The following is a 12716-nucleotide window of genomic DNA, read 5'->3' on the forward strand; positions in this document are numbered from 1 at the left end:
GATGCGTCGATCAGAGAAGCCCGATCGCGATCCGGACCGTGCCCCAGACCGCGAGCGCGACCACGGCGAGCACCGCGATCACGATGGCCAGCACGCGTACGGGATGGCTTCCGCCGGCATCCGGCGTGACGGGGACGGGACGAAAATCGTCGAAGCGCGGGATATGGCCGCGAATACCGGCAAGCCAGAGAACGAGATCGAGCGCGAACGACGCCATGGCCTGTCTCCCAAAGGGTAATGATCGTTATCATGGTCTCAATCCGGTGCTCTGACTTTGAGCGAGCGCAAGGTGACCCCCGCGAAAGCGGGTAATCTAATGCCATCCGGAGCTTGCCGTGACTGCAAGCGAATGAATTTACGAATGGATAAGCTATGAGGACTGATCTCGCTGCGAGCTACGGCGAAGAAAGATTGCCGCGCTACACGAGCTATCCGACCGCGCCGCATTTTTCGGCCGCGATCGGTGCCGATACCTATGCACGCTGGCTGGCCGAGCTTCCCTCGAACGCCAGCGCGTCACTCTATCTTCACGTGCCGTTCTGCCGCGAGATGTGCTGGTATTGCGGCTGCCACACCCAGATCGTGCGTCGCGATGGCCTGATTGCAGCCTATCAGCGCACGCTGCGGAGCGAAATTGCGCAGGTCGCCGACACCATTGGCCGCCGCATCAAGGTCGAGCACATCCATTTCGGCGGCGGCACGCCGACGATCATGGCACCGGATGCCTTTGCCGAGCTGATGGCGGAGATGCGCCACGCTTTCTTCGTGCTGCCCTCGGCCGAGATCGCGGTCGAGATCGACCCGCGCACATTGACCGCGGAGATGGTCGAGGCGATGCGGCTCTCTGGCGTCAACCGCGCCAGCCTCGGCGTGCAGAGCTTCGATCCGGTCGTGCAGCGTGCCATCAACCGCGTGCAGAGTTACGAGCAGACCGCTTCCGTCGTCGACATGCTCAGGCAGGCCGGAATCCAGGGACTCAATTTCGACCTGATCTATGGCCTGCCGCACCAGACCATCGCATCCTGCCTGGATACGGTGCGGCGTTCGCTCGCTCTCGCGCCGGCTCGTTTCTCGGTGTTCGGCTACGCGCATGTGCCTGATTTCAAGAAGCACCAGCGCATGATCAACGAGAGCCATCTGCCTGACGGTCCTGCGCGTCACGACCAGGCCTGCGCCATCGCCAACGCGCTGAAGGAGGCCGGCTATGTGCAGATCGGCCTCGACCATTTCGCCCGCCCCGATGATGCCATGGCCGTGGCCTTCGAGCAGGGGACGCTGCGGCGAAATTTCCAGGGCTACACCACCGACCAAAGTGAGGTGCTGCTCGGCTTCGGTGCCAGCGCAATCGGACATCTGCCGCAAGGCTATGTCCAGAACGAGGTGCAGATCGGTGCTTATCAGCACAGCATCGCGGATGGCCGCCTCGCCACGGCGAAAGGCTACAGGCTCACTGAAGACGACCGGTTGCGCGCCGACATCATCGAACGGATCATGTGCGAGTTCGGCGCCGATCTCGCCGACATCTGTGCGCGACATGGCACTGAGCCGGAGGCGATGTTGCAGTCTGCGCCACGCCTGAAGTCGCTGATCTCCGACGGCGTGGTGCGGCTGGATGGCAGCCATATCGCGGTTGCGAACGACTCGCGCTTCCTCGTCCGCAGCGTTGCTGCCGCTTTCGATGCGCATCTGGATCCGGGCAAGCAACTGCACAGCCGGGCTGTGTAAAGGTTCGCCGTCATTCCGGGCTCGCGCTACGCTCGCTGCGGAATGACGGCAGAGAAGCAACCGCCAGCTTGCGCTTCCACAAAGAAACTATGATCCCCTCCGCTATCGTCATTTCGGAACGGAGTTGTCCATGCCTTTCCGATCTGACGATTTGGTCGATGACATCATGCGTATGGCGCCGCACACGATCCGCGTGTTCCTCGCCTTCAAGATGGCCTGTGTTGGCTGTCCGATCGCGACCTTCCACACCGTGGATGACGCCTGCCGCGAGCATGGCATCGACCGTGACAAATTCCTGGCCGCGCTGAGCGATTGCGTGCCGGCGTGAGGCGGATCGGAGTCTGCGCGGAGGGCGCGCGGATTCCAGGGTGAGGGAGAGCTTTCGCCGCAAGCGAGAGTGCCCTCACCCGTTTCTTCAGGCCGCCCCGCTATCCGGGTTTCGCTCTGCCAGCACGACGATCCGGTGCGGCTCGCGCAGGATGATGCGTTGCCGGCCGCTCTCGACAAGTCCCTGGCTCTCCCAGCCGCTGAGGATGCGGCTCACGGTGTGCAGCGTGGTGCCTGTCATCTGCGCAATGTCCTGGCGGCTGATCGGGAAGTCGATCTCGACACCGTGGTCGAGCTTCTTGCCGGATTGGTTGGCGAGCCGCAGCAATGCGTGTGCGACGCGCTGCTCGACCTGCTGGGTCGACATTTCCAGGATGCGGGTATGGCTTTCCTGCAGTCGCTTGCCCACGGTCTGCATCGTGTTGGCGGCAAGCGCGGGAAACCGTTCGATCAGCCGCGGCCAGGCGGAGGTCGGCCAGATCAGCACCACGCTGTCGTCGACCGCCATCGCGGTCGCGGGATAATGGGCGGAGCCAATCGCCATCGCGAGCCCGAAAGTCTCTCCGGGCGCCACGTAGCGCACCACGATCTGCTCCCCGGTCGGCGTGGTCTTGGCCGCGCGGACATGGCCGTGCAGCAGCAGGAAGAAGGACTGCGCGTCCGCGCCCTGCTCGAAAATGGCGGTGTTCTTGGGATAGCGCGCCGAGCGGGCCTCGCGCAGGATCTCGTCGAGTTCCTCCGGCTTGACGCCGGCGAACAGCGGCAAATGTGCAACCAGCGATGTGTCGACCTTGGCCATTCTGCCTCCTCAGGCTTGGGAGTGTGATGGCACCTGCAATCGTCGGACAGTTTGCGATAGCGCAAAACGGGCTGGCCGTGCGGCAGTATTTTTCCAGACAACCGTTTGAATTCACAGGAGTTGCCCCATGGCTGGTGCCCGATCCCGCAATTTTGCGGGCTGGCCGTTGTTTGCGAACAGTTTCCGGCCCTTCTTCCTGCTCGCTGCGGTCCAGGCCGGACTGTCGATCCTCGTCTGGCTGCCGATGTTCTATGGCGAGTTGTCGGTGACCTCAGCCTTCGCGCCGCGGGACTGGCATGTCCACGAGATGCTCTACGGGTTCCTGCCGGCCGTCATCACCGGGTTCCTGTTCACGGCGATCCCGAACTGGACCGGGCGGCTGCCGATCCAGGGCAAGTCGCTGGGGGCGCTGGTGGTGGTCTGGCTGGCCGGGCGTGCCGCGGTGGCACTCTCCGCCGAGACCGGCTGGGCGTTCGCGCTTCTCGTCGATGCCGCCTTCCTGACGCTGGTCGTCGCGGCCGCAACCCGCGAGATCATCGCGGGTAGCAACTGGCGCAATTTGCCGGTGGTGGTGCTCGTGCTGCTGCTGCTCTCAGGCAATATCGCCTTCCATCTCGAAGCCCATTACGAGGGGGCGGCCGATCTCAGCATCCGCATCGGCATCAGCGTGGTCATATTGCTGATCTCGCTGATCGGGGGCCGGATCATCCCGAGCTTCACCCGCAACTGGCTGGTCAAGTTCAATCCCGGCCGCCTGCCGGTGCCGTTTGCGCGGTTTGACGGCGCGGTGATCGGGCTGAGTGCACTCGGGCTGATCGCGTGGATCGCGGCGCCGTTGACCATGATCACCGGCGTCATCATGGGGCTCGCCGGCGCACTGCACCTGGTGCGGCTGGCGCGCTGGGCCGGTGATCGTACCACGCGCGAGCGGCTGCTCGTGATCCTTCACGTCGGCTACGCTTTCGTGCCATTGGGCTTCCTCCTGAACGCCTTGGCCGGCTTCGGCGTGCTGCCGTCGAGTGCAGGCATTCACGCCTGGATGGTGGGAGCGGCCGGGATCATGACGCTGGCGGTCATGACGCGCGCGAGCCTCGGCCACACCGGGCAGGCGCTGACGGCTTCGCTCGTGACGCAGGGCATCTATGCCGCGATCATCATTGCGGCGCTGGCCCGGGTGTCTGCGGTGTTGCTGCCTGCTCATAGCGATGTGCTGCTGCACATCGCCGCCTGCGGCTGGATCGTGGCGTTCCTCGGCTTTGCCGCTGCGTTCGGACCGCTGCTCGCCGGCAATCCCCGGCGCGCGCTTGCCATCATGGGCGTGCCGGCTGCGGCGCGCTGAAGTCAGGCTGCGCTGGCTGGCAGCATATTGGCCGGCTGCGCCAGCGGGCGTGCGCCCTTGCGCCAGTCGGTGATGGTGCAGCCGAAGCGGCCGCGGAACCAGCGGGCCATGGCGCTCTGCGCGGAGAAGCCGAGCTGTGCGGCGATATCGGCCAGCGGCCGGCCGGGGTCCTCGATCAATTGGATCACGAGGTCGGCGCGTTGCGCCTCGAGAATGGCCGAGAAGCTGGTGCCTGATGCGGCCAGATGCCGGTGAATGGTCCGCCGGGTGCAGGCGAGATGCTCGGCCACGCGTTCGACCGTGCAGTCGCCGCTCGCGAGCAGGCTGCGCACGACGTCGTCGACCTTCTCCTCCCAGCTCGCCGGCCGGTTCTCGATCGCCTCGATCCGCTTGCGCAGATAGTTCGCGACCAAGGGATGCGCGCTAGGAATCCGCCGCTCCATGTCGTGCACCGACAGCAGTATCGCATCGTCATCCGCGTTGAAGACCACGCGGCAGCCGAAGAAGTCGCGGTAGCGTTTGCGGTCGTGCGGCGGCGGGTAGTGCAGGTGAACTTCCTGCGGCCGCCAATCGCTGCCGAACAGCGACTGGATGATGCGGTGGACGCTGCCGAGCGCGGTGTCGATCGACTGGCGCGGCGCGGTCGGTCGCCGTCCGCGCAGATGCAATCTGACCGTCACGGTCTGCTTGTCCCTGACAATGTCGAGCTTCATGCCCTCATGGTGGACATGGATGAAGCGGGAGAAAGCCTCGATGGCCTCGCCGACGGTTGCCTGTTCGCGCACGATGAGGCCGACCGCGCCGAAATTGGTCAGGCCGCCGCGCTCGGCCAGTCGCAAGCCGAAATCTTCGGCGCCGGAGGCCGCCGCCGACATCTCGAGCAAGCGGCGCAGGCTTGCGACGGGGATGGGCGTATCGGGCTTGTCGAGAACGGCCAGCGGCAGCCTGGCCTTGCGCATCATCTGCCGGGGGTCGAGCCCGACCGACCGGGCGATCTCCGGGTAATAACTCAGGCTTGCGCTGCGAATGAGATCGGCCATGCGACCAAGTCCTGCCGGCTGTTCCCGCAGATGTCCCGAAATGTAAAGTTTCTGTCCCGATCCGTCAAATCGGGGAACAGCGCGGAACATACATAAAGGAAAGCGACGCACCGGCGCGAATGCCGTGCTCATGACGGCGGGGCGCGATGAGGCCCCCGGCCGTCTCGCATGATTTGACCAAGACATTGCTGGATCGGGGATTATTCCGGGGAACATGGTTTCCAAGGGCGAGGTATTCGTCATCGACACCGACGCTGCCTGCCGCGAAGAACTGTCGAACGCGCTGCGGCAGAGCGCCTACGACGTGATCTGTTTTGCCGACGGCGCATCGCTGCTGTCGGAAGCGAAGGCGCGGATACCCGCCTGCGTGCTGCTGGAGATGCCGCCGGATCGCTCCGCCCTCGAGGTGCTCAGGCGCCTGCGCGAGGAAAACTGCATGGCGCCGGTGCTGGTCACTTCGGCGAACGGCAACATCGCCATGGCGGTCGACGCCATCAAGAGCGGAGCTGCGGATTTCATCGAGAAGCCGTTTCGCACCCACGATATCGTCGGCCGGATCAATGCCGCGATCGACGAATCCGCCCAGCCCACTTCGAGGCGGCAGCGCTGGTTGCCCGGTTGCGAGCCCCTGACCGCGCGCGAAGGCGACGTGCTCGCGCTTCTCGCGGCTGGCCTCACCAACAAGGAGGTCGCCCGGCGCATGCATCTGAGTGCGCGCACGGTCGAAGGCTATCGCGCCAGCATTTTGAAGAAAGCGGGCGCACGCAACGTGACTGACCTGCTCCGCCGCATCTACGGTCAGGGCTCGCCCAGCCAGGTCTGACCGCTCGATGTTGCTTGCTGTCGCGGCCTGGTGACGCGTTCCGCGGCCATGGTGCTGCCGCAGCGGCGCCCAATGGAAACCCCAATCGAACCGGTTCCTTCCCTGCCGCGTCTCACCACGATGGTGTGGCACGTTTTCGCGCGTCCGGCTGGCGGCGCGGCGATATCGGCAGGGAGAAATTGATGCGCACGATCGCAAGATGTCTGGCGACGACGAGCCTGGTGCTGGTGACCGCGATGCTGGCGCCGCCCTCATGGGCCGCCGATGTGGATGCCACGTCGGCGATCGACGCCGTCACGGTTTACCCAGACGGTGCCACCGTCACCCGCGTGATCGCGATCGACCTGGCCTCCGGCGACAGCACGCTTGTCGCGAAGGATTTTCCGCTTTCGCTCGATCCGTCCTCGCTCCGCGTCGAGGGCGAGGCGGGGACCAAACTCACCATCGGCACCATCGATGCCCGGCCGCCGCGGGCGGCGCCCCCGGTCAATCTGCCCGAGCTCGACAAGCGCATCGAGGCGCTCAAGGATGAGCGCGCCGATCTGCAGGGCGCGATCGATGCGGCCACCGCACGGCGTAAATTCGCCGAGCGCTTTGCCGAAGCATCTCCCGCCGGCATCGGCGAGAAGGGCGAGGCGCGCCCGATCACGGAGTGGCGGGCGGCCTTTTCCGCCGTGGCCGAGGAAGTCGCAGCCGCCGACACGGCGATCCGCGATGCCGCCCGAAAACAGCGCGAGATCGATCGCCAGATCGCGCAGCTCGAAGCCGACCGATCCGCCAAGCCGCCGAGCAAGCTCGAGGTGCGCATCGATATCGCCTCCGACGCCGCAACGAAGGCCAGGCTGCGGGTCACCTACACGGTGCGCAACGCGCGCTGGCTCCCGCTCTATGACGCCCGGCTCGATACCGGCGCCAGGGACCGCAAGCCACAGCTCGAGCTGGTCCGCCGCGCCGAGGTGACGCAATCGACCGGCGAGGATTGGTCCAACGTCACGCTCGGTGTCTCCACCGTGCGCATCGCCCGCGGCGGCAGCGCGCCCGAGCTGGGCTCGCTGGTGGCCCAATATCCGCAGATGCCGAAGCCAACGGCACTCGGCTCGGTTTCGGATCTGGCAAGGCCCGCTCCCGTATTGCGTCAGATGCAGGCTCCATCCTTCGCTGCCAAGCTCGCGGAAGCATCCGAGCCGCGCGAGCGCGCCGATGAACAGCAGGCCGTTGCCGAGATCGGCGACTTCCAGGCCACCTTCAAGATTCCCGGCCGCGTCAGCCTCGGTGCCGCCGAGGGTGCCAAGAGCCTGCGCATCGCCTCGATGAGCGTGCCCGCCGAGCTCGCGGTCCGCGCCGCACCGGTGCAGGACCCCACCGCTTTCCTCGAAGCCAGCTTCAAGCAGACCGACGATATGACGCTGTTGCCGGGCAAGGTCGCGATCTATCGTGATGGCATCTTCGTCGGCCGCGGCAAGCTGTCGGCATCAGCCAAGGACGACATCGTGCGGCTCGGTTTCGGTGCCGACGACAAGGCCAAGGTCGAGCGGACCGTCCTCAAGCGTAACGAAGGTTCCGCCGGCCTTCTGGTCACGACCTCGAAGACCGACGAGCGCGCCTTCAAGACCACCATCCGCAACGGCCATGACTTCCCGATTCACGTTGCGATCGAGGATCAGCTGCCGGTCAGCGAAAACGAAGATATCGTGGTCGAGATGCTGCCCGCGACCACGCCTCCCACGGCCAAGGACATCCGCGACAAGCGCGGCGTGCTGGAATGGTCGTTCGACGCCAAGCCCGGCGAGGTCAAGGACATCAACTTCGCCTGGCGCGTCCGCTGGCCGAAGGACAAGAGCATGGTGATCGTGCCGTCGGGCTAGGACTTCTTCGCCACGGAGGAAATGCGCTCCCTCTCCCGCCTGCGGGAGAGGGCAGGGGTGAGGGCTCTTTCCTCTTGGGGAGTCTTCGTCGTCGAGACACCCTCTCCCCAACTCTCCCCGCAAGCCGGGGAGGGGGAGGACTGTCTTCGTGGTTCGCGCGTTGAGCCGATCTGACTCTTGTGACGGTCGTTCGCGAGCAAACGAGAGAGCTATTCCTTCACCGCGCCTGTGAGCGAAGACACGTAATAGTCCACGAACAGCGAGTAGAAGATCGCAACCGGCAGCGAGCCGAGCAGCGAGCCGGCCATCAGCGCGCCCCACTGGTAGACGTCGCCGGTGACCAGCTCGGTCAGGATCGCGACCGGCACGGTCTTGTTGGCGCCGCTCTGGATGAAGGCGAGCGCGTAGATGAACTCGTTCCAGGACAGCGTGAAGGAGAAGATGCCGGCCGAGATCAGGCCGGGCACCGCCAGCGGCAGCGTGATCCGGCGCAGGATCTGCAGCCGCGTCGCGCCGTCGACCAGCGCGCATTCCTCGAGCTCGTAGGGGATCGACTTGAAATAACCGATCAGCAGCCAGGTGCAGAACGGCACCAGGAAGGTCGGATAGACCAGGATCAGCGCCAGCGGAGAATCGAACAGGCCGAACTGCACGACGACGGTGGCAAGCGGAATGAACAGGATCGAGGGCGGGACGAGATAGGCGAGATAGATGCCGAGGCCGACATAGGGGCTGCCGCGAAAGCGCAGGCGCTCGATCGCATAAGCGGCCAGCGTGCTCGCGACCAGCGACAGCGTGGTCGCCCCGATCGCGACCAGCATGGTGGTCCACAGCCAGCGCGGATAGGCGGTCTCGAACAAGAGATGCTTGATGTGCGCCAGCGTCGGCGAGGAGATCCAGAACGGGTTGTGCTCCCGGTAGTTCATCAGCTCCGCGTTCGGTTTGAACGAGGTGATCGCCATCCAGTAGAACGGAAACAGCAGGATCAGCACGAAGCAGCCGAGCGGCAGATAGATCATCATCAGCCGGCGCAGCCCGGAATCCCAGGCCATGGTGTCGGGCGCCGCTTTGGCGTTGGCGATAGTGGAGGCTTGCGCGACGCTGTCAGTCATTGGCCTCTCCCTGCTGCCATTTGCGGCGTGCCAGGCCGAAATACGAAAACAGCGTCGCGAACACCAGGAAGGGGATCATCGACACCGCGATCGCGGCGCCTTCGCCGAGCTCGCCGCCGGCGATGCCGCGCTGGAACGCGAGCGTCGCCAGCAGATGCGTCGAGTTGCCCGGACCACCGCGGGTGATGGCGTAGACCAGCTGGAAGTCGGTGAAGGTGAAGATGATCGAGAACGTCATGACGATGGCGAGGATCGGCATCATCATCGGGAAGGTGATGTAGCGGAAGCGCTGCCACGAACTGGCGCCGTCGAGCATCGCGGCCTCGTAGAGCGAGGGCGAGATGGTCTGCAGGCCGGCCAGCAGCGAGATCGCGACGAAGGGAATGCCGCGCCAGATGTTCGCGGCGATCAGCGAGAACCGCGCCGGCCAGGGCGAGCCCAGGAAGTCGATATTGCTCGATTTCCAGTGCAGCACATCGACCAAGAGATAGGAGATGATCGAGAATTGCGGATCGTAGATCCACCAGAATGCCAGGGCCGACAGCACCGTCGGCACGATCCAGGGCAACAGGATGATCGCACGCAAGAGGCTCTTGAACGGAAAATGGTTGTTGAGCAGCAGCGCCAGCCAGAAGCCGAGCGCGAACTTTCCGAAGGTCGCGATACCGGTGTAGATCACACTGTAGGACACCGCGCCCCACCACAGGGGATCGCTGAGCAGATATTGAAAGTTATCCAGGCCGACGAAGATGCCCTTCTGGCCGATCGTGGTGTCGGTGAAAGCGAGCCAGATGCCGAGCCCCAGCGGATAGGTGAGGAACACCGCGAGCAGTCCGATCGCGGGCGCAAGACACATCGCGATCAGAAACGGCTTGTAGTCGAACAGGCGAACGAGCCAGTTCGGTTGCCGCTGGGGCAGGACGGGAGAGGAGAGGGTGGTCACGGACATCAGGGCGTTGTCCTGTCGTTGAAGGTCACCACACCCGTCATTGCGAGGAGCCCGCGACAAAATTGCGAAGCAATTTTGCGTTGGTGCGACGAAGCAATCCAGGCTGTAACCGCCGAGAGACTCTGGATTGCTTCGCTTCGCCCGCAATGACGGATCGCTCTGTTCGATGCTACCTCTGTCGCCTGAAATACCGCTTGCAGCGCTGCTCGGCTTCCGCGGCTGCGGCCTCCGGCGTGGCCGCCCCGGTCGCAACGGAAGCGAACATCTGGATCAGCACGTAGTCGGCGCTGACGGCACCCGTTGCCGTCGAGATCGGACCGGCATAGCCGTCGTAGTAGGTGCTGTTCATGGTGTCCTTGAAGATCGCGACCTTGGGATCACCTTTCCACACGGCCGCCTCCGCATAGGCCGCGAGCGGCTGCGCCCAATAACCGGAATTGGCATTCAGCCACGGCTCGTACTGGTCCTTCTCCAGCATGTATTGCAGGAACGCCTTTGCGGCGTTGGGATACTGGCTGTGCTTGAACACCATGGCATTCAGCGTCAGGCCCGCCATCGGCGAGACCTTGGCCACGCCCTTCGGCAGCAATTGATGCTCGCTGTCGTCGGCGATCGCCTTGGTCGCCGGATCGTTCTTCAGCGAGAAATACAAAGAGACGCCGTTGGCCGTCAGCGCGATCTCCTGCGCGGAATAGGCGCGGTTGTTGCTGACGTCGTTCCACGACGTCGTGCCGGCGATGAAGGTCGGGTAGAGCTGCTTGACCCAGTTCAGCGCGGCGATGGTCTCCTTGCTGTTGATGGTGACGTTGCCATCGGAGTCGAGCAGGGCCGCGTTGTGCGACCACAGCGCCCAGCTCGCAAAACCGTTGCCGTCGCCCTTGGCGTTGCCGAGCGCGAAGCCCGCCGGCTTGCCGGCCTTTTGCAGCTTCTGGCAGAGGTCGAGGATGCCGGCGTGGTCTTCCGGTACCTTGTCGAAGCCGACCGATTGGAGGATCGACTTGCGGTAGATCAGCGGACCTGCGGTCGCGCCGAACGGGAGGCCGATCCAGGTGTCGCTCTTGTTCTTCTTGCCGTAGCGCTGCGCCAGCGGCAGCCAGCCGCCATAGCGCTTGCCGACATAGTCGGCGACGTCGGTGAGCTCGATCAGCTTGTCGACATAGATGTGCGGCGCGTCGGAGAAGCCGATGATGATGTCGGGGCCGGCGCCGGAATTGGCGGTCACCGCGGTCTGCTGGCTGATGTCCTCCCAGCCGACGAAATCGACCTTGACCTCGACTCCGGTCTCCTTGGTGAATTTCGCCGCGTTGGCGCGGAACACGTCCTCGTCGGCCTGCACGAAGCGCACCGGCCGCAGCATGCGCAAGCTTGCGCCCTTCTCGATCGGCAGCTTCGGTGCGGGGACGTCGGCGGCCTTGATTGCGGATTGAGCGTGCGCTGCAACACCCGTGGCAGCGACCGTTGCAGCGGACAGGCCCAGCGCCAAGGCATCACGACGCGTGATGTCGTTCCTCATCGGTTCCTCCCTATGATGTCTCCCTTCCCGGCGTTGATCGCCGGTGAAGGGCCGTTTCAGTCCTTCGGCGCGTTGTGCGCCGGCCGCCTTAGCTGTTCGGGCCGCGATCCATGCTGACGGGTTGCCAGCGGCGGAGCGCGGTGTTCTGCAGCACCGACGGATTGACACAGCTTACCGGCCACATGCCCTGAAGCACCAGTGACAATTCGTAGCCTACGCGCCGCTTGCGCGCTTCGTCGAACCGTGCCGAGGCCGAGGCGACATGGGCGGTCAGCGTCACGTTCTCCATGCCGAGCAGCGGGTTGTTGTGCGAGGGCGGTTCCTTCTCCAAAACGTCGAGTGCGGCATGTGCGATCCAGCCCTCCTGCAGCGCCTTGATCAGGCTCTCCTCGTCGACGGTGGCGCCGCGCCCGGTGTTGATGAAGATCGAACCCTTCTTCATCTGCCGGAAGTGCTTCTCGGTCAGCATGTGATGCACCTCGGGCCGGGCGGGCGCGTGCATCGAGACGAAGTCGGATTGCGACAGCACCTCGTTCAGCGTCGCCGGGATGACGCCGTGGTCGTACATCAGCGTTTCCTGGATGAACGGGTCGTAGGCCATCATGCGCAGGCCGAAGGGAGCGGCGCGCTTCGCCACCGCACGCGCGACGCGGCCGAACGAGATGAAGCCGAGCGTCTGGCCCATCAGCCGCGGGATCCTCAGCAGCGCCGGCCGGCCCTCCGCCCAGCGGCCGCTGCGCACCATCCTGTCCTGCTCGACCAGGCGGCGGAAGCCTGACAGCAGCAGCATCATGGCGTGGTCGGCGACCTCCTCGATGAAAGTGTCGGGGATGTTGGTGACGGGAATGCCCCGCGCGGTCGCGGCCTTCACGTCGACGCTGTCGACGCCGACCGAGCCGAGCGTGATGACCTTGCAGCTCTCCAGCGCATCGATGATCGATTTGGTGATCGGCATGCCCTTGGCGTAGATCGCATCGGCAGTCCTGGCGGCGGCGATGAACTCCGCCTCGTTGGCCGGCGCCTCGACGATTTCGGCATCGATCGGATCGAGCGCCTCGCGCTCGTAGGAATAATCGCTGCCGGCGACCGTGAAGCTCGCGCCCTTCGGCGTCACCACCCTGTATTTCGGCATGTCCTGCTCCCGATTTGGTTTCTTGTTGTGACCCGGCCTTCTTGGGCGGGCCTTTGCGTCTTTTACGCGAAATCGGCGGCGCCGCGTACAAT

12 protein-coding genes are annotated in these 12716 nt (G+C 64.7%); 5 read left to right on the plus strand and 7 right to left on the minus strand.

The genetic code is table 11. The features are described 5' to 3' along the window. Window positions 1–10: 10 nt before the first annotated feature. Window positions 11–217 (minus strand): hypothetical protein, encoded by a 207-nt coding sequence (locus X265_RS07730; RefSeq protein WP_128964266.1) that lies wholly within the window; start codon window positions 215–217, stop codon window positions 11–13. 155 nt (window positions 218–372) lie between these two features. Here X265_RS07730 and hemN point away from each other — a divergent pair, with 155 nt between their 5' ends. Together hemN and X265_RS07740 are read left to right on the plus strand one after the other, a co-directional pair. Further along, window positions 373–1725, plus strand: coding sequence for an oxygen-independent coproporphyrinogen III oxidase (gene hemN, locus X265_RS07735; RefSeq protein WP_128964267.1), 1353 nt, complete (start codon window positions 373–375; stop codon window positions 1723–1725). Between the two features lie 130 nt (window positions 1726–1855). Next, window positions 1856–2053, plus strand: coding sequence for a DUF1858 domain-containing protein (locus tag X265_RS07740; RefSeq protein WP_128964268.1), 198 nt, complete (start codon window positions 1856–1858; stop codon window positions 2051–2053). An 87-nt stretch (window positions 2054–2140) separates the two neighbouring features. Here the strand turns inward: X265_RS07740 and X265_RS07745 are convergent, their stop codons facing one another. Then, window positions 2141–2851: a Crp/Fnr family transcriptional regulator gene (locus tag X265_RS07745; protein ID WP_128964269.1), complete on the minus strand. Its 711-nt coding sequence runs from the start codon at window positions 2849–2851 to the stop codon at window positions 2141–2143. A gap of 127 nt (window positions 2852–2978) precedes the next feature. Here X265_RS07745 and X265_RS07750 point away from each other — a divergent pair, with 127 nt between their 5' ends. After that, complete coding sequence (locus X265_RS07750; RefSeq protein WP_128964270.1) at window positions 2979–4190, plus strand: NnrS family protein; 1212 nt, start codon at window positions 2979–2981, stop codon at window positions 4188–4190. 2 nt (window positions 4191–4192) lie between these two features. On the opposite strand, the gene X265_RS07755 is transcribed toward X265_RS07750, so the two are convergent. Next, window positions 4193–5230: an AraC family transcriptional regulator gene (locus tag X265_RS07755; protein WP_128964271.1), complete on the minus strand. Its 1038-nt coding sequence runs from the start codon at window positions 5228–5230 to the stop codon at window positions 4193–4195. 214 nt (window positions 5231–5444) lie between these two features. On the opposite strand from X265_RS07755, the gene X265_RS07760 reads away from it, so the two are divergent. Then, on the plus strand, window positions 5445–6053 hold the full coding sequence (locus tag X265_RS07760; protein ID WP_188637354.1) for a response regulator transcription factor: 609 nt from the start codon (window positions 5445–5447) through the stop codon (window positions 6051–6053). Between the two features lie 182 nt (window positions 6054–6235). Beyond that, window positions 6236–7918: a mucoidy inhibitor MuiA family protein gene (locus tag X265_RS07765; RefSeq protein WP_128964273.1), complete on the plus strand. Its 1683-nt coding sequence runs from the start codon at window positions 6236–6238 to the stop codon at window positions 7916–7918. 209 nt (window positions 7919–8127) lie between these two features. On the opposite strand, the gene X265_RS07770 is transcribed toward X265_RS07765, so the two are convergent. The 4 genes from X265_RS07770 to X265_RS07785 form a co-directional block, all read right to left on the minus strand. After that, window positions 8128–8970: a carbohydrate ABC transporter permease gene (locus X265_RS07770; protein WP_373291575.1), complete on the minus strand. Its 843-nt coding sequence runs from the start codon at window positions 8968–8970 to the stop codon at window positions 8128–8130. 52 nt (window positions 8971–9022) lie between these two features. Further along, window positions 9023–9979 (minus strand): carbohydrate ABC transporter permease, encoded by a 957-nt coding sequence (locus X265_RS07775; protein ID WP_128964275.1) that lies wholly within the window; start codon window positions 9977–9979, stop codon window positions 9023–9025. A 169-nt stretch (window positions 9980–10148) separates the two neighbouring features. Then, the gene (locus X265_RS07780) at window positions 10149–11492 is read right to left on the minus strand and encodes an ABC transporter substrate-binding protein (protein ID WP_128964276.1); all 1344 of its coding nucleotides are present in this window, start codon (window positions 11490–11492) and stop codon (window positions 10149–10151) included. Window positions 11493–11580: 88 nt separating this feature from the next. Beyond that, window positions 11581–12624, minus strand: a complete 1044-nt coding sequence (locus tag X265_RS07785) for a C-terminal binding protein (RefSeq protein WP_164938462.1) — start codon at window positions 12622–12624, stop codon at window positions 11581–11583. Between the last annotated feature and the right edge of the window lie 92 nt (window positions 12625–12716).

This window comes from Bradyrhizobium guangdongense (genome assembly GCF_004114975.1).
Lineage (GTDB): Bacteria > Pseudomonadota > Alphaproteobacteria > Rhizobiales > Xanthobacteraceae > Bradyrhizobium > Bradyrhizobium guangdongense.

Excerpts from the sequence above, each read along its gene's own strand:
- X265_RS07775 (WP_128964275.1), bottom strand. The coding sequence starts at position 9,979 with ATGTCCGTGACCACCCTCTCCTCTCCCGTCCTGCCCCAGCGGCAACCG.
- X265_RS07765 (WP_128964273.1), top strand. The coding sequence starts at position 6,236 with ATGCGCACGATCGCAAGATGTCTGGCGACGACGAGCCTGGTGCTGGTG.
- X265_RS07785 (WP_164938462.1), bottom strand. The coding sequence starts at position 12,624 with ATGCCGAAATACAGGGTGGTGACGCCGAAGGGCGCGAGCTTCACGGTC.
- X265_RS07745 (WP_128964269.1), bottom strand. The coding sequence starts at position 2,851 with ATGGCCAAGGTCGACACATCGCTGGTTGCACATTTGCCGCTGTTCGCC.
- X265_RS07740 (WP_128964268.1), top strand. The coding sequence starts at position 1,856 with ATGCCTTTCCGATCTGACGATTTGGTCGATGACATCATGCGTATGGCG.
- X265_RS07755 (WP_128964271.1), bottom strand. The coding sequence starts at position 5,230 with ATGGCCGATCTCATTCGCAGCGCAAGCCTGAGTTATTACCCGGAGATC.
- X265_RS07750 (WP_128964270.1), top strand. The coding sequence starts at position 2,979 with ATGGCTGGTGCCCGATCCCGCAATTTTGCGGGCTGGCCGTTGTTTGCG.
- hemN (WP_128964267.1), top strand. The coding sequence starts at position 373 with ATGAGGACTGATCTCGCTGCGAGCTACGGCGAAGAAAGATTGCCGCGC.
- X265_RS07780 (WP_128964276.1), bottom strand. The coding sequence starts at position 11,492 with ATGAGGAACGACATCACGCGTCGTGATGCCTTGGCGCTGGGCCTGTCC.
- X265_RS07770 (WP_373291575.1), bottom strand. The coding sequence starts at position 8,970 with ATGGCCTGGGATTCCGGGCTGCGCCGGCTGATGATGATCTATCTGCCG.
- X265_RS07730 (WP_128964266.1), bottom strand. The coding sequence starts at position 217 with ATGGCGTCGTTCGCGCTCGATCTCGTTCTCTGGCTTGCCGGTATTCGC.
- X265_RS07760 (WP_188637354.1), top strand. The coding sequence starts at position 5,445 with ATGGTTTCCAAGGGCGAGGTATTCGTCATCGACACCGACGCTGCCTGC.